The 15,284-nt window shown below is 67.7% G+C and carries 18 protein-coding genes and 1 tRNA gene; 10 read left to right on the forward strand and 9 right to left on the reverse strand.

The features are described from left to right. Positions 1 to 3: 3 nt before the first annotated feature. Entirely contained in the window at positions 4 to 3,021 is a 3,018-nt protein-coding gene (locus P7B02_RS16510; protein ID WP_277787443.1) for a TonB-dependent receptor plug domain-containing protein, read from the reverse strand. A 298-nt stretch (positions 3,022 to 3,319) separates the two neighbouring features. On the opposite strand from P7B02_RS16510, the gene P7B02_RS16515 reads away from it, so the two are divergent. The 3 genes from P7B02_RS16515 to P7B02_RS16525 all read left to right on the forward strand — a co-directional run bounded on the left by P7B02_RS16515 (position 3,320) and on the right by P7B02_RS16525 (position 4,342). After that, a tRNA-Leu gene (locus tag P7B02_RS16515) sits at positions 3,320 to 3,404 on the forward strand. Between the two features lie 84 nt (positions 3,405 to 3,488). Beyond that, on the forward strand, positions 3,489 to 3,920 hold the full coding sequence (locus P7B02_RS16520; RefSeq protein WP_277787444.1) for an NIPSNAP family protein: 432 nt from the start codon (positions 3,489 to 3,491) through the stop codon (positions 3,918 to 3,920). Between the two features lie 38 nt (positions 3,921 to 3,958). Next, positions 3,959 to 4,342 (forward strand): (2Fe-2S) ferredoxin domain-containing protein, encoded by a 384-nt coding sequence (locus P7B02_RS16525; RefSeq protein WP_277787445.1) that lies wholly within the window; start codon positions 3,959 to 3,961, stop codon positions 4,340 to 4,342. On the opposite strand, the gene P7B02_RS16530 is transcribed toward P7B02_RS16525, so the two are convergent. From P7B02_RS16530 to P7B02_RS16540, 3 genes are read right to left on the reverse strand one after another with little or no spacing between them, the layout of a single operon-like run. Beyond that, complete coding sequence (locus P7B02_RS16530; protein WP_277787446.1) at positions 4,284 to 4,769, reverse strand: MarR family winged helix-turn-helix transcriptional regulator; 486 nt, start codon at positions 4,767 to 4,769, stop codon at positions 4,284 to 4,286. The two genes, P7B02_RS16525 and P7B02_RS16530, sit on opposite strands and share 59 nt — an antisense overlap. Next, positions 4,766 to 5,773 carry a fumarylacetoacetate hydrolase family protein gene (locus P7B02_RS16535; protein WP_277787447.1) on the reverse strand — a complete coding sequence of 336 codons (1,008 nt, stop codon included), beginning with the start codon at positions 5,771 to 5,773 and terminating at the stop codon, positions 4,766 to 4,768. The genes P7B02_RS16530 and P7B02_RS16535 overlap by 4 nt, the downstream gene beginning before the upstream one ends. A gap of 1 nt (position 5,774) precedes the next feature. Continuing rightward, the gene (locus tag P7B02_RS16540; RefSeq protein ID WP_277787564.1) at positions 5,775 to 6,020 is read right to left on the reverse strand and encodes a hypothetical protein; all 246 of its coding nucleotides are present in this window, start codon (positions 6,018 to 6,020) and stop codon (positions 5,775 to 5,777) included. A gap of 158 nt (positions 6,021 to 6,178) precedes the next feature. Here P7B02_RS16540 and P7B02_RS16545 point away from each other — a divergent pair, with 158 nt between their 5' ends. From P7B02_RS16545 to P7B02_RS16555, 3 genes are read left to right on the forward strand one after another with little or no spacing between them, the layout of a single operon-like run. After that, positions 6,179 to 6,778, forward strand: coding sequence for a YqaA family protein (locus P7B02_RS16545; RefSeq protein WP_277787448.1), 600 nt, complete (start codon positions 6,179 to 6,181; stop codon positions 6,776 to 6,778). Continuing rightward, positions 6,772 to 7,296: a disulfide bond formation protein B gene (locus P7B02_RS16550; RefSeq protein WP_277787449.1), complete on the forward strand. Its 525-nt coding sequence runs from the start codon at positions 6,772 to 6,774 to the stop codon at positions 7,294 to 7,296. Before P7B02_RS16545 ends, P7B02_RS16550 begins: the two co-directional genes overlap by 7 nt. Next, a complete protein-coding gene (locus P7B02_RS16555) occupies positions 7,293 to 7,859 on the forward strand; it encodes a demethoxyubiquinone hydroxylase family protein (protein WP_277787450.1) in 567 nt (188 codons plus the stop codon). The genes P7B02_RS16550 and P7B02_RS16555 overlap by 4 nt, the downstream gene beginning before the upstream one ends. Before the next feature lie 17 nt (positions 7,860 to 7,876). Here the strand turns inward: P7B02_RS16555 and P7B02_RS16560 are convergent, their stop codons facing one another. Further along, positions 7,877 to 8,755, reverse strand: coding sequence for a TraB/GumN family protein (locus P7B02_RS16560; RefSeq protein WP_277787451.1), 879 nt, complete (start codon positions 8,753 to 8,755; stop codon positions 7,877 to 7,879). Positions 8,756 to 8,808: 53 nt separating this feature from the next. Further along, positions 8,809 to 9,135: a hypothetical protein gene (locus P7B02_RS16565; RefSeq protein ID WP_277787452.1), complete on the reverse strand. Its 327-nt coding sequence runs from the start codon at positions 9,133 to 9,135 to the stop codon at positions 8,809 to 8,811. Between the two features lie 205 nt (positions 9,136 to 9,340). Here P7B02_RS16565 and P7B02_RS16570 point away from each other — a divergent pair, with 205 nt between their 5' ends. Next, positions 9,341 to 10,750, forward strand: a complete 1,410-nt coding sequence (locus P7B02_RS16570; RefSeq protein WP_277787453.1) for a hypothetical protein — start codon at positions 9,341 to 9,343, stop codon at positions 10,748 to 10,750. A gap of 58 nt (positions 10,751 to 10,808) precedes the next feature. On the opposite strand, the gene P7B02_RS16575 is transcribed toward P7B02_RS16570, so the two are convergent. Further along, positions 10,809 to 11,372, reverse strand: a complete 564-nt coding sequence (locus P7B02_RS16575) for an HNH endonuclease (protein WP_277787565.1) — start codon at positions 11,370 to 11,372, stop codon at positions 10,809 to 10,811. A gap of 423 nt (positions 11,373 to 11,795) precedes the next feature. Here P7B02_RS16575 and P7B02_RS16580 point away from each other — a divergent pair, with 423 nt between their 5' ends. From P7B02_RS16580 to P7B02_RS16590, 3 genes are read left to right on the forward strand one after another with little or no spacing between them, the layout of a single operon-like run. Beyond that, positions 11,796 to 12,425: a TetR/AcrR family transcriptional regulator gene (locus tag P7B02_RS16580; RefSeq protein ID WP_277787454.1), complete on the forward strand. Its 630-nt coding sequence runs from the start codon at positions 11,796 to 11,798 to the stop codon at positions 12,423 to 12,425. A gap of 3 nt (positions 12,426 to 12,428) precedes the next feature. Next, positions 12,429 to 13,280 (forward strand): tRNA glutamyl-Q(34) synthetase GluQRS, encoded by an 852-nt coding sequence (gene gluQRS, locus P7B02_RS16585; protein WP_277787566.1) that lies wholly within the window; start codon positions 12,429 to 12,431, stop codon positions 13,278 to 13,280. A gap of 31 nt (positions 13,281 to 13,311) precedes the next feature. Beyond that, positions 13,312 to 14,208 (forward strand): DMT family transporter, encoded by an 897-nt coding sequence (locus tag P7B02_RS16590; protein ID WP_277787455.1) that lies wholly within the window; start codon positions 13,312 to 13,314, stop codon positions 14,206 to 14,208. On the opposite strand, the gene P7B02_RS16595 is transcribed toward P7B02_RS16590, so the two are convergent. Continuing rightward, complete coding sequence (locus P7B02_RS16595; protein WP_277787456.1) at positions 14,187 to 14,942, reverse strand: GNAT family N-acetyltransferase; 756 nt, start codon at positions 14,940 to 14,942, stop codon at positions 14,187 to 14,189. The genes P7B02_RS16590 and P7B02_RS16595 overlap by 22 nt on opposite strands. 60 nt (positions 14,943 to 15,002) lie before the next feature. After that, positions 15,003 to 15,206: a cold-shock protein gene (locus tag P7B02_RS16600; RefSeq protein ID WP_277787457.1), complete on the reverse strand. Its 204-nt coding sequence runs from the start codon at positions 15,204 to 15,206 to the stop codon at positions 15,003 to 15,005. Positions 15,207 to 15,284 lie beyond the last annotated feature (78 nt).

A 15,284-nucleotide genomic window follows, 5' to 3' on the forward strand; every position in this document is an offset into this window, starting at 1 on the left:
TCCTTAGAAGCTCTTGCGGACGCTGACGTACCAGTAGCGCTGGTACGGGTTGTACAGGTTCGCCTGGTAGCCGCTGGAGGACAGCGGCGGCTTCTCATCGGTGATGTTCCGCGCGCCGATGCGCACGCGGGTGTTGTCGGCCCAACCGCCCTCGAACTCGTACTGGGCGTAGAGGTTGGCCGTGACCTGGGAATCGACCACCCAGGGCGCGCCGGCGGCGTCCACCAGGCTCGTGTCTTCCACGTCACCGATATACTGGCTGAACGCGCCGACCGTGATCCGGTCATAGCGCCACGTGGCCGAAGCCGACCAGCGCCAGTCGGGGCGGCCGTTCTGGCGGATCAGATCACCGCCGCCCGACAGCGAGGTGCCGGCGTTGATCTGACCGGCCGCGCGGGCGTCCAGCAGGGTGGCCACGTTCGGCGACGGGCTCTGATAGAACTTGATCAGATGGGCGGCGTTGAAGTTGACGTCGAAGTCGCCGAACTTCGTGCCGTACAGACGCCACATCACCCCGATGTCGAGGCCGCGGGCTTCCTGCGGCAGCAGGTTCACGTACTGATCCTGAACACCCAGCACCTGGCCGACCGGGGCCAGACCCGTGCCGGCGAAGGCCGCCACGTCGTCAGCCGTCGGCGCGGCGCGCAGGATGTTCGGGTTCGACTGGCCCTGGGTGCGCAGCAGGTAGTCCAGCACCAGGGCGTTGTTGCCGCCGAACAGGCCGACGATGCCGGTCTGCTTGATGCGCCAGTAGTCGGCGGTGAAGGTGAAGCGGCCCAGGTCAGCCGGAACGAAGCGCGGCTCGAAGACCACACCGACGCTGGTGTTGGTCGATTCTTCCGGCTTCAGGTCCTGGTTGCCCGAACGCAGCTCCGGCGTGCTGTTGGAGCGGGCGCAGTTGGCGAAGTTGGCGATGCGGCCAGCGCGTCGGTCGGCCTCGCAGCGCACCCAGTCGGTGCGGGTATTCGAGCGGGTCACCAGAGTGGCGTTCACTTGCTCCAGGTTCGGAGCCTTGAAGCCCTCGGCCCAGGAACCTCGGAAGCGCAGGCCGTCGAACACGTCCCAGGCCACGGCGATCTTCGGCTTGGCCACATCGCCCACGTCCGAGAAGTGCTCAAAGCGACCGGCGAACTGCGCCTCGACGCTGCGGACCAGCGGGATGCCCATTTCCGGCGAGATCACCGGCACGGCGAACTCGATGAAGGCCGAGGCCACTTCACGCGAGCCCTTGGTGTCCGGCGACGGGCTGGTGCCGATCAGGTCGCTGTCATAGACGACGCCGGTGATCGGGTTGGTGAACTTGGTCGTGCCGTCGACGCGGGCGTCGCGATCGTCCTTCTGGGTTTCGCGGCGATACTCAACACCCGCGGCCACGCCGACGTCGCCGCCAGGCAGGGCGAACAGGTCCGCCTTGGAGACCTTCAGGTCCCAAAGGGCCAGGGTGCTCTTGCTGGTGCGCTGGCTCTTGATCTTGATGGCGTTGATCGCGGCGGCGGTGCTGGAGGTGGCGTCGCCGATGCTCGGCAGGGCCGGGTCGCCGCCGTTGAACGGGTTGTAGGCGTCCGGCGTCGACAGGCTGAGCTGCTGTTGGGCCAGGGTGGCGCTGATGCCGTCCGACACGTCCTCGACCTTGGCCGAGTTGTAGAGGGCCGCAGTCTCCCAGTTGAAGCCGAACTTCTTGCCCTTCAGGCCTACCAGGAAGCGGTTCTGTTCGTTGGCCACCTCGACGAACTGCCGGCCGGCGTCCACGAAATTGTAGGTCGTCAGGTTGACGCCCACACCCGCCGCCGGGGCGTCGATGCCCGACAGGCGGTTCGGCAGACCGGTCGCGCCGAACGGGTTGTAGTAGTTCGAGCCGGGGGCGGTCAGGACCTGGGCCGTGGTGGTGTAGATCGGGTTCTGCCAGGCCTCGGTGTCAGCACGATAGAGACCGAGCTCGCCGAAGGCGGTCACTTCCTCGGTCAGGTCGTAGTTGCCGGTGAGGAACAGGTTCGAACGCTTCAGCGACGGCATGATGCTGACGCCGGCTGCGGCGGTGTCATAGCGCAGGTCGCGCTCGGCGCCGGCGGTGGCCAGGGCGCCATCGTCGATGCAGGCGCCGGCCGCGACGTTCGCCAGACAGCCCGCGAAGCTGGTGGGCTGGATGTGAAAAGCGCCGGCGGCGCTGGTCAGCAGGGCGCCGTTCCGGCGGACAGCCGAGCGGGCCGTGAAGTTGCCCCAGGGGTTCTGAGTGCCGCGGCTGTCGAGGCTGGCCGCGCCGTCAAAGCGGGTGCCGGCGAACAGAGGGCGGTAGTCAGACGACGCCGTGAAGTCCTGATCCGTGGAGCGCAGCTCGCTGCGCTTGTCATAGCTGAAGAAGGCCGTGAGGTTGCCGCGGTCGAAGTTGTGACCGACCAGGGCGGTGAAATTGTACTCTTCGAGATTGGTGCCCTCGGCCTCGCCATAGCGGGCCTCGACCTCGGCGCCTTCGAAGCGGTCCTGAAGGACCGTGTTGATCACGCCGGCCACGGCGTCGGAGCCGTAGAGGGCGGCTGCGCCGTCCCGCAGCACTTCCAGGCGCTTCAGGCCGGTCGTGGGAATGGCGTTGGTGTTGTAGGTGATGGTCGGGACGAGGCTGGCGCCGTCCGCCTGGCTGGTGGGGTGCGCCACCACGCGGCGGCCGTTCAGCAGGACCAGGGTGTTGCCCGAGCCCAGGTTGCGCAGGTTCACCGAACCGATGTCGCCGCGCGCGGAGTTGGACGAGTTGGGCAGATAGGACGAGTTGTAGTTGATGTCGCCCATCTGCGGGATCGAGCGGAACAGTTCATCGCCCGACGAAGCGCTGATGGCGTCGAGGTCCTGCTGACCCACGACGGTCACGGGCAGTGCCGCGGTGACTTTCGAGCCTTCGATCCGGGTGCCGACGACCACGATCTCCTCGACCGCGGCGTCATCCTGCGCCCAGGCCTGGCCGGCCAGAACGGCGACGCTCAGCGCCGTGCTCATCATCAGGAGCGAGCGCCCCATACGCTTGGTGTTCATTACTGTCCCCTAGACTTGTTGTCTTGTTGGACGCTGGCCTGCCCCCTTTATGCAGACCAGCGCTCGGTAAAACCGAGACGCACGCTGACTCCCCACCCACACCTCATTGGTGAACGTATCGGCGTTCACACTCATGCAGAGCGGAAGGTGCGTCTTTTCGGTCACGATTTTCGCCACTTCCGGCGAAATTCAAATCGCAAAGCAACTGAAGATTGAATAGCGAGCCGCTGACGAGCGGGATGGCTGGCGTCGAGTCGGATCAGTTGCTAAACGGTTCGCCCTGCCGATCCGAGGCCTTGCGGGCGTGGTGAAACTGGTAGACGCGCCGGACTCAAAATCCGGTTCCGAAAGGAGTGTCGGTTCGACCCCGACCGCCCGCACCAATCCTCCAAACCAGCAGCGAACGCCGCAATATCGACACGCTTGCAGAGGCTCATCCTCACGCTGAAGCTCAGCGGGAGGCGCTCATGTCCGCCATGTCGACGATCCGGCTCACCCGTCGCCTGTTGCTGGGGGCGGTGGCGTTCCTTCCCGCCTTCCCTGCCCTGGCCGACGCTGGAAGCGGGCCGATCCACCAGCTTCGGGTCTATGAGATCTTCGAGGGCAACAAGGCGGCCTTCCACGAACGCTTCCGCGACCAGGCCATTCCGATCATGGAGCGGCATGACTTCGACATCGCCGCCATGTGGGAGGCCAAGACCCCGGCGCGCACGGAGTTCGTCTACATCCTGAGATGGCCGGACGAGGCGACCATGAGGGACCGCTGGGCGAAGTTCATGGCCGACGAGGAATGGGCCGCCATCAAGCGGCGCACCGCCGCCAAGCATGGACGGCTTGTGGGCGAGATCGAGGATCGGGTCCTGCGCCTGACGGACTATTCGCCGCGTCCGCCGGCCTGACCCTTGTTCCGAACGGCCACGCTCACGATCTGAAGGGCATGAGCCGCAGGATCAAACAGGTGCGCGCGGATTGGGCCGAGGTGGTTCTGGTCTGCCGCAAGTGCTCGAAGAAGCTGGACGGTGGGTTCGGCGCCAAGGGCGACAAGAGCCTGGCCAAGGCGCTGCGCCGCGAACTGCGTGGCGGCAAGGGAGACCACCGCAAGGACGGCGCGGCGGTGATCGAGGTCGATTGCCTGGACATCTGCCCCAAGGACGCGGTCGTCGCGGTCAATGCGGCCGATCCCAAGACCTGGCGTGTCATTCCGCGAGGAACAGCAATGCCGGAGGTGCTGGACAGCCTGGGCGTCAAAAGGCGTTCAGGCTCTAGGACGCCGCCGGATCCTCGCCCGACAGTTTCGCCGCCGCCCCTTCCAGCCGAATAAGCAGCCGCTTCATCTGGGTCACGTCCTTGGGCGTCAGGCCGGTGAGCAGCGCCGCCTCGTAGTCCAAGGCCATGGGCGCGACCTCGGCATAGAGCCGCCGCCCCTCGTCGCTGAGGGTCAGGACGTGCGAGCGGCCGTCGATCTCGTGCGCGGAGCGGACGACAAGGTTGCGCGTCGTCAGGGTCTGGGCCGCCCGGCTGACCATCACCTTGTCCATCATGGTGCGGGCCACGAGCGCCTGCTGCGTCATGGGCTGTTCGGCCAGGACGGCGATCAGGCGCCATTGGGGCACGGTCAGGCCGAAGCGGTCCTCATAGGCGCGCGCGATCAGCTTGGAGACCGCGTTGGAGGCGATGGACAGCCGGAACGGCAGGTAGTCGTCGAGGCTCAGCCCCGCGCCCTGCTCCGTTCCGGCCGCCTTGCTCATGCGGGCGACACGCGCTGTTCGATGGCGCCGAAGATCGTGTGGCGCTTGGCGTCGCGCATCTCGATCCGGACGGTGTCGCCGTGCTTCAGGAACGGCGTGGTCGGCTTGCCGTTGGTGATCGTCTCGATGGTCCGCACCTCGGCGATGCAGGAATAGCCGAGGCCGCCTTCGCTGACCGGCTTGCCGGGGCCGCCGTCGGCGTCGCGGTTCGACACGGTGCCGGAGCCGATGATCGTGCCGGCCGCCAGGGCGCGGGTCTTGGCGGCGTGCGCCACCAGGGTCCCGAAATCGAAGGTCATGTCGACGCCGGCGTCGGCCTCCCCGAACGACTTGCCGTTCAGCTCGACCTCAAGCTTGCCGTGCAGACGGCCGTCCTTCCAAGCGTCGCCCAGGGATTCCGGCGTGACCGCAGTGGGGGAGAAGGCGCTGGCGGGCTTGGACTGGAAGAAGCCGAAGCCCTTGGCCAGCTCATTGGGGATCAGGTTGCGCAGGGACACGTCATTGACCAGCATGACCAGGCGGATCGCCGCCAGAGCCTGCTCGCGGGTCGCGCCCAGGGGCACGTCGCCGACGATCACCGCCACTTCGCCTTCCAGATCGCAGCCCCAGGCCTCGTCCTTCAGCGGGATGTCGTCGCGCGGGCCAAGGAAGCCGTCGGAGCCGCCCTGGTACATCAGCGGATCGGTCCAGAAGCTTTCCGGCATGTCGGCGCCCCGCGCCTGACGCACGAGCTGGACGTGGTTCACATAGGCCGAGCCGTCGGCCCACTGATAGGCGCGCGGCAGCGGCGAGGCGGCGTCATGCTCATGGAAACGGTCACGCGGCACCGAGCCATGCTCCAGGCTCTCGGCAAGGGACTCGAGCTGGGGCCCTATGCGCTCCCAGTCGTCGAGGGCGGCTTGCAGGGTCGGCGCATAGGCGGCGGCCGTCGTGCACCAGGCGAGGTCGTTGGAGACCACGACCAGACGACCGTCACGGCCGGACTTCAAGGAGGCTAGCTTCACGTCAGGCGTTTCCTTTTTTGATGACTCGGCTTGCCCGTGCGCCGTGCTCATAGCGGGAAGGCCCGCCTGAAACCACGATTTCGACCAGGATGTCCCCGCCGGATTCCTGAGCCCAGATATAGCTGCGCTCCACCTCCACATAGCGCCCGCCCGGCGCGACGCCCTCGAAGGTGTCGCCCCATGGGGTCACCTTGGACAGCTCGCGCCAGGACAGGGTGGAGGCCCGCGACAGCTCGTCGTCGGCCATGGCCTGGAGGGCGGGATCGTGGATGGGGTCGGTCACTGCGGCCGCGCTTGGGCGCTGAGTCTTGTCATATGGGCATCTAGAGCCGGTCGACGCGGGGAGACAAGCGCCGGACGCCCTGCTAGCTAGAAGGCTGTTCACCCCTGTTCGACGGAATCTAGATGCTTCGCCGCCTGTACGACTGGGTCATGGGCTTGGCGGCCTCGCGCCGCGCGCCCGCCAGCCTGTTCGCCGTCTCCTTCGCCGAAAGCTCGTTCTTCCCGATTCCGCCGGACGTGATGCTGGCCCCCATGGTTCTGGCCAAGCCGGAGCGCGCCTGGTTCTACGCCGGCGTCTGCACCGGCGCGTCGGTGCTGGGCGGCATGGCCGGCTATCTGATCGGCTTCTTCCTGCAAGACTTCGGCCGCTGGATGCTGACCCTGACCGGCCACGCGTCGGGGCTGGAGGAGTATCAGTGCTGGTACGCCCAGTGGGGCGTATGGCTGATCCTGATCAAGGGTCTGACGCCGGTGCCCTACAAGCTGGTGACCATCGCCTCGGGTCTGGCGCAGTTCAGCCTGCCGGTGTTCATCGCCGCCTCGGTCGTCACGCGCGGTGCGCGGTTCTTCATGGTCGCCGCCGTGGTCAAGAAATTCGGCCCGGCCATGCTGCCGGTGATCGAGAAGCGCCTGGGCCTGTTCGCGATCCTGTTCATCGTGCTGCTGCTGGGCGGGTTCGCCATCGGCCACTTCATCGGCGGAGAGGCGCCGGCCGCATGCTGAACCGCCTGATCACCTATTGCCTAAAGAACTGGCCGCTGGTGGCGCTGCTGACCTCGGCGGCGATGCTGGCGACGGCGCACGGGTTCGAGCGCATCGGCGGCTATGCGCCCTGCTATCTCTGCCTGAAGCAGCGCGAGGTGTACTGGGCCGCCATGGCGATCTCCGCTGCGGCTCTGGTCGTGACGCGGGTGAAGCCGAGCGCGAAGGCCGCGACCGCCTTCAACTTCCTGCTGGCGGCCGTGTTCCTGTTCGGCGCCGGCCTCGCCGCCTATCACGCCGGCGCGGAATGGAAGTGGTGGCCCGGCCCCAGCGTCTGCGGCGGCGGCGCGGGCGCAGGCGCGCTTCAGGCCAGCGACCTGACCGCCCTGATGAACGGCACGGCTAAGATCCGCCCGCCGGCCTGCGATACGGCGGCCTGGGTGTTCCTCGGCCTGTCCATGGCCGGCTGGAACGTGCTTATCTCGCTGAAGCTGGCCGGCTGGTCCCTGGCCTCAGCCCTGGAAGGCCGCAAGGCATGAGCAGCGAACGCCCCATCCCCCTCCGCCCCGGCCTTGGCGCCACGCGCACCCGGCTGGCTGAAATCCTCCGCGTCGATCACGCCGGCGAACTGGCGGCGGTGCAGATCTATCGCGGCCAGCAGGCCGTGCTGAAGGGCGCCAAGGGCCGCGGGCGCATCGCCGGCCAACTGGCGGAGATGGAGCAGCACGAGGCGGAGCACCTGGCCCGCTTCGACGAACTGCTCACCGAGCACCAGGTCCGCCCCACCCTGCTGACGCCGTTCTGGCGCGCGGCGGCCTTCGCCCTGGGCGCCGGCACGGCCCTGATGGGCGACAAGGCGGCACACGCCTGCACCGAGGCTGTCGAGACGGTGATCGAGGGCCACTACGCCGCCCAGATCGCCGAGCTGAAGGAGCGCGATCCGGAACTGGCCGCCGAGCTGACCAAGTTCCGCGACGACGAGCTGATGCACCGCGACCACGCCATCGAGGAAGGCGCCAAGGAGGCTCCCGGCTATCCGGTGCTTTCGGCGGTGATCAAGGCCGGCTGCAAGGCCGCCATCAAGGTCGCCGAGAAAATCTGAGGCCTATTCCGGCGGCCTTATTCCGGCGGCAGGTCGATGACCGCGCCGCGCGCCTTCAGCCGATCCAGCACGCCGTTACGGCGCAGCAGGTATTGCAGGTCGATCACCGCGATGGTGCGGCCGGGCTTGGCCAGCGCCCTTTCGATATCCGACACCGCCTCGGCCGTGCCACGCTCCAGCAGCACGCCGAAGGTGGGGACCTGCTGAAGGCAGGCGTCGAGCACCGCCGGCGCCGCGCGCCCGCGCACCCCGGCCAGGTCCCCGCGCGCCCAGGCCCGGGCGGCCTCGGGGGCGTTGGCCGCCTCGTGGTCGATCTCGTCCAGCGCCGCGGTCAGGCAGGCGACATGCGTCTGGGCTGGCAGGTTGGCGGCGGCCTTCATCAGGGACGAGGCCTTGAAGTCCTCGATCGGCTTGGCGTCCACGCCCGCCGCCTTGGCGCGCCGCGCCAGGGTGCTGCCCGGCTTGGCGGAGGACAGACCACCCTGCTCGCGGAAATCCTCCAGCATCATGAAGCCGGCCACGCCGGGCTTCCAGCTGTCGTATTTCTTGGGATCCCTGCCGATGGAGGCGGCGGTCCGCTCCAGCCGGGCGCGCAGTTCCGGCGTCAGGCTGGCGCGCATGTTGCGGGTCTTCAGCGACGGATAGCGCAGCAGCAGGCGCGCGGCCTCCAGCGGCGAGGCGCTGGCCTTGGGGGGCAGCAGCACCAGCCGGGCGTCCTTCATGGCGCGATCCAGGCGCGGCGAGAACCATTCAAGGCTGTGCGGCAGAGGCGTCAAACCGCCCAGGATCACCACCTCGGACTCGCCGCGCCGCGCACGCCACAGCGCGGGTCCGGGCGGCCGGGCGACGACTTCCAATTCCTGAACCACGGCGCTCTCGCCGTCGGGCGGAGCCATCTCCTGCGCGTGCGCGGCGCTGGACAGACCCAGCGCCGCCACGACGGCGAGGATCAGTCGGCGCGGACCTCGCCCTTGTTCATCGCGGGCATGTGTTCGTCGACCATGTCGGCCTTCTCGGCCCGGCGCACCGCACCGGCCACATTCAGGCGCGTGAAGACGTGGGTGGCGCCGAAGGCGGACTTGGCCTCTTCCCATCGGTCACGGTGCCCCTTGTACAGATTCTCGGTCTCGCCGGCGTAGACCACCGTCACATGGGCGCCGGCCAGACGGACGTAAAGGTAGTTGCCGCCCATGGGCGAAACCCGGTCCTCCTCCAGCGGCATGTAGCGGTAAACGGCGCCGGACTTTCCGGTGAAATCGAGCTGGCGGGTCGCCATGGGCCCTCCCTGTAACTGAACTGGACTCAAGGGGAGGACCGAAGCACCCCCGGGCGCATATCTGCGCCCGAAGTTGACCAAAGCGAGGCAGCTTGACCGTTGCCCACAGCCTCTTGCTTTTCATGTTCAGTAATTGCTATACACGACCTCAGAGATCATTGTTCTGCGTTGAGGGGCGCGGAAACGGATAGTCGCGAGAGTAAACATGTCCACGTACAGCACGCTCGATTCCATCTACCGCAACCTGCACCGCATCCCCGCCGACAAGCCCCTGTCCACGGACGCCGCCGCCCAGCTGAAGATGATGGCGGACGGGATCGACGCCTCCAACGCCGGCCAGGTCGGCACGGGTTGGAACTTCAAGGGCGCCATGGCCTGGATCCTGGACTCGGTGAACGCCACCTCGGCGGTGGCCATCGCCACCTACGGCTTCCTGACCGACACCTCGTTGACCGGCGGCGGGCTCGACTACCTCGTCTCGGCCCACGGCTCGAACCCGAACAACCTGAACTCCGCCTACTACAAGGGCTTCAGCCTCGAGAACCGCTACATCAACTTCGCGGTCAACATCGCCAAGGAGCCGGGAAGCCAAGCCAAATTCCTGACCGACTACGCTCCCCTCACCCTGGCCGAAACCCTGAAGAAGGCCTACGGCCAGATTTTCGGCGCCAGCAAGACCGACGCCGAGTTCTCGGCCATGCTGACGCCTGAGCGCGCGGCCTATTTCGCCTCCTATGGCGGCGACGGCGCCAACGGCGTCGGGACCAAGGCGGCCCTGATCGGCTGGCTGCTGGCCGAGGCGGTGAAGGCCGACGCCGGCCCCTATGCCCTGGCGGTCAAGAACATGCTGCTCGACATCGCCGACGACGGCTCGACGCACGCCTCCAACCGCTTCCTGGCGAGCTGGGGCCCCGGAGGCGACTACGCCCAGGGCGGCGCCTCCGCGCCCGGCCTGCCCGGCGAGAAGGTTGTGATCCAGAGCAACTGGAACGTCGACGTGACCAAGCCGTCGCCCACCTCCAACGTCCACGCCGTGGCCACCGAGGGGGACGACGTGATCGTCAGCACCACGGGCCTGGAGCTGGGCGCCAGCATCCATACCCGCGGCGGCAACGACACCATCACCATCAGCGGCGGCCTGACGCGCGGCGACATCGACTCCGGCTCGGGCAACGACGTCATCGTGGTCAGCGGCGCCGACGGCCAGATCACCACCGGAACCGGCCACGACTGGGTCCAGATCACCGGCTTCGGCCCGCTGCATAATCACGGCATCGTGCCGGACATCATCCCGACCGCGATCATCACTGATTTCGAACAGGGCAAGGACTATGTCGGCTTCAACGCCGAGCTGGGTGCGGGCGCGAAGCTCGACATCCAGACCGCCTATCTGTGGCGCGCCGGGGCGACGCTGCAGGACGCCCTGACCGTGGTCGCGGGCATGACAGCGGCGGGCAAGAACAGCGTGTTCGAGTGGAACGGAAACACCTACGTCTTCCACCAGAACGGCAAGGCCGAGCTCGAACTGGAGGACGGCCTGGTCATGCTGGCCGGCGTCACCGGCCTGTCGGTCGCCAACGGCCCGCAGATGGCCGGCGACATCCACTTTGGTTGACGCAGACGTCATTCAAAAACAAGAAGGGCCGCGGAGTGATCCGCGGCCCTTTCCTTTGTCAGGCCTCCAGCTCGATGTCCCAGTAGAGGTAGTCGAGCCAGCTTTCGTGCAGGTGGTTGGGCGGGAAGCGCCGTCCCCGGTCCTGCAGCTCATGCATGTTGGGCCGTCGCGGCGTGTAGTGCGGCTGCATCCCCGCTTCCTTCGGCGTGCGGCCGCCCTTGCTGAGATTGCAGGGCGCGCAGGCGGTGACGATGTTCTCCCAGGTCGTGCGGCCGCCACGCGAGCGCGGGATGACGTGATCGAACGTCAACTCGTCGGTGGAGGTGCAGTACTGGCAGGAGAAGCTGTCGCGCAGGAAGAGGTTGAAGCGCGTGAAGGCCGGGGGGCGGTCCTGGGCCACATACTGCTTCAGCGCCACGACGCTGGGCAGCTTCATCTCGAAGGATGGGGAGTGGACCACATGGTCGTAGGTCGAGACCACGTCGACCCGATCAAGGAACACCGCCTTGATCACCTCCTGCCACGGCCAGAGCGACAGGGGATAATAGCTGAGCGGTCTGAAGTCCGCGTTCAGCACGAGGGCGGGTGCGCCTGATGGGGGCCGGGTGAGCACCTGCATCAGACCCTCCGCCGAAGAGGGATGTACGCCACAGGACTGAAGACAGGTCTCCTTCCTACGCGCTCTCAGAGAATCACGCCGACTCCCCGATTACCCGTGAAGGATATGCCTTTTTCGGCGACAGGCGAGTGACCGACGCCTGCCGCCCCCTCTTTTCGAGCCTTTTAGGCGCCGATCGCCGCGACGGCGCCGGCCATCAGCAGGCCGAGAGCGAGAAGATAGACCGCACCCGTACGGTCGAAAGCACGTTCGAAAGCGTTGAGCATGACACACACTCCAAAGTTCGAGCCCACCTTGTGAGCCCCTGTTATTGGCGCCTCGACGTTTCGAGGCGTCGCCCCATCTGGACGATGCTTAGATAGCGCAAATCTGAACGTTGTCAAGATGAACTTTACGCCGTCCGGATCAGCCACTAGAGTAGTGACGATGAACAAGCCCGCCCCCGTCGAAAGCCGCCCCTATCACCATGGGGATCTGCGACGCGCCCTGATCGAGGCGGCGCGCCGGATTCTGGAGGCTGACGGCCCGGCGGCCCTGTCGCTGCGCGGCGTGGCGCGGGAGGCCGGGGTCAGCCCGGCGGCGCCCTATCACCACTTCAAGGACAAGGGCGAACTGCTCGACGCTGTGGCGCATGAGGGTTTCGAGGCCCTGGCCGAGGCCCTAAAGGAAGCCAAGCGGGACGCGGAGACCCCTAAAGACGCCATGGCCGCCCTGGGCGTGGCCTATGTCCGCTTCTCTCGCGAAAATCCGGCGCTCTATCGCGTGATGTCCGACTGCTCGCGCGACAAGGACGCGATGCCGGACCACCTGCACGAGAACGAGGACAGCGCCTACTGCACCGTCCGCAACACCCTGGTCGAGGCCGGACTGGAAGGCGTCACGCCGCTGGACCTGGAGCTGGCGACCATCGCCGCCTGGTGCGCGGCCCACGGCCTGGCGGAGATGAGCGGCTTCCGCCAGTTCGAGACCCTGAAGAAGGAGCTCGGCGGCGAGGAGGCCTTCCTGCGCGGCGTGCTCGAACACTTGGGCATGTTCGCCAAGGTGATGAAGGACTAGACCCTGGCCGGCTTAGTCACCCGGTTCGCCCCCTCTCCCACCGGACGCCTGCATCGCGGCCACGCCTTCTCCGCCCTGACGGCGTTCGAGGCGGCGCGAAACGCGGGCGGACGTTTCCTGCTGCGCATCGAGGACATCGACAGGGTCCGCTGCAAGCCGGAGTACGAGACCGCCCTGCTGGAGGACCTGGCCTGGATCGGCCTGTCCTGGGAGCAGCCGGTTCGCCGACAGTCCGATCACATGGACGACTTCGAGGCGGCGCTGGAGGTCCTGCGGTCCAAGGGCCTGCTCTATCGCTGCTTCAAGACCCGCAAGGAGATCGCCGAGGCCGCCGCCAGCGCTCCGCACGGCGCGGGCGAAGGCTTCCGCGGCGCACCCCTGCCGGTCGACGAAGAGGCGGCGCTGCTGGCGGCGGGCAAGCCCTTCGCCTGGCGGCTGTCGCTGTCGGCGGCGAGCGATCTGCTGGGCGGTTTCGAGAGCCTGACCTTCCAGGAGGACGGCGCCGGGCCGAATGGCGAAACCGGCGTCATCCAGGCCGATCCAACCTCCGCCGGCGACGTGGTGCTGGCGCGCAAGGATGTGGGCGTCGCCTACCACCTGGCCGTGGTCGTCGACGACGCTCTGCAGGGGGTCACCCACATCATACGCGGCGAGGACCTGTTCGAGGCGGCGCATATCCAGCGGCTGTTGCAGGCCCTGCTCGACCTGCCGACGCCGACCTATCGCCACCACCGCCTGCTGACCGGGCCGGACGGCAAGCGCTACGCCAAGCGCGACCTGGCCGAGACCCTGGCGGAACTGCGCGAGCGCGGCGTTCGCCCCGACGATCTGCGCGCCGAACTGGGTTTCGCTTGAGCTTCACCGAGGAACGGCCTAGCCCAGCGGCATGACCGCCGCCCCGCGCTGGACCGCCTATGCCGCCCTGCTGTTCGGGGCCTGCGCCATCAGCATGACGCCGATCTGGGTGCGTCTGGCGGACGCCGGGCCAGCGGCCATCGGCTTCTGGCGGCTCGGCCTGAGCGCGCCGATCCTGGCGGTCCTGATGATCGTCAACCGCGACGCGGCGTCCCTCACCCGCCCCACCTTGCCGGGCCTGCTGGGCGGGCTGTTCCTGTGCGGAGACCTGGCGCTCTGGCACTATTCACTGGGCTTCACCTCGGTGACCAACGCCACGGTGCTGGGCAACCTGGCCCCGATCTATGTGACGATCATCGGTTGGCTTCTGTTCAAGGAGCGTCCGAAGGCGCTGTTCCTGGTCGGCCTGGCGGGCGCGATCGCCGGGGCGGTGATCATGGCCCTGGGCGGAGGAAAGGTCAGCACGCCCGGCCCCAATCCGCTGCTCGGCGACGTTCTGGCGACCCTGGGGGCGGCCTGGTACGCGGGCTACCTGCTCGCCACCCGGGCGGGACGCGCCAAGAGCACCACCTCAGCCATCATGTTCTGGTCCAGCCTGGCGGGCGCGGTCGCCCTGCTGCCGGTGTCCCTGGTGCTCGGCGAGCGGCTGCTGCCGGCGACCGGCGGGGGCGCCTGGGCCTTGGTCGGTCTGGCGGCGACGCATGTGATCGGCCAGGGCGCCATCGCCTGGGCGCTGGGAAAGCTGCCGACGGCGGTCGCGGCGGTCACCGTCCTGATCCAGCCCGCCTTCAGCGGCGCCATCGCTTGGGCGCTGTTCGGAGAAGTCCTGACCGCGCAACAGATTCTGGGCGGGACCATCGTGCTCGGCGCCGTGGTCCTGGCCCAGTGGGCCAGCGCCCGCCGCCCTCAGGCGCCCGTCACCCAGTAGGCGTAGGTATAGGCGGTGGCGAAACCCGCCGCCTGGTACATGGCGATGGCCGGGGCGTTGTCGGCCTCCACCTGCAGATAGGCGCGGGTCGCGCCCTCCCAGGCCGCGGCCTGCATCAGCGATGACAGGACCCGGCGCGCCAAACCCTTGCGGCGATGATCCGGCGCGGTGCGCATGGCGAAGATGCCCGCCCACTCGCCCTCGACCGCCGAAGCGCCGATGGCGGCGGGACCATCCTCGCCCTCGATCCGGGCGAAGAAGGCCGGGGGGCCGATGCGGCGCAGGGCGTCCAGACGCTCCCGCGCGTCGGACAGGTTGCCGCCGGCGGTGGCGGTGAACACCGCCTCGAAGGCCTGGTCCGGCCGCGCCTCGATCAACACGCCGGAATCCCCCTCGCCTTTGCACGGCCCGACCATCACGAGGGTGCGGTTGCGAGGCTGGTAGCCGCGCTTCTCCAGTTGCTGCGCCAGGGTGCGCGGCGCGGTCGCGCCGTCGGTCAGCTTGAAACGCGGCGCCAAGCCACGCGCGGCGTACCACCTCTCCACCGCCTCGATGGCGGCGGGCGCGCGGCGGTCGGGCCGGCCCAGGGGCCAGCAGGCGTTGATGCGTTGGGAAAAGCCGACGGAGGCGTTCAGCCGCCACCCGCCCATGCGAAGTTGCTCGGCCGCGGGCCAGGCCCGGTCCGCTATAGGCTCAAGCAGCTTGGGATCGACTTTCAGGGACGCGCTCCGCATAGGAAACGGGCGCCGATCAACGACCGACGCCCGTTGGAATCTTCTCGTCTGGAGAGGACCTTAAAGAGGCTTCAGGTCCACGGCGGCGACCTTGCCGCGCTCTTCCTTCTCTTCGTAGCTGACGCGCTGGCCGTCGTTCAGCGAGCGCAGACCAGCGCGTTCCACCGCGCTGATGTGGACGAAAACGTCCTTGCCGCCGTCTTCAGGCTGGATGAAGCCGTAGCCTTTGGTGGTGTTGAACCACTTGACCGTACCCGTGGCCATGCGTCGCCGTCTCCCTAAACTCGCGCCTGTCAGAACGGCGCGGGGCGAAGCTGTGCATGTGAAAACCTGACGGTCAAT

This window comes from Caulobacter segnis (assembly GCF_029543125.1).
GTDB classification, from domain to species: Bacteria; Pseudomonadota; Alphaproteobacteria; order Caulobacterales; family Caulobacteraceae; genus Caulobacter; species Caulobacter segnis_D.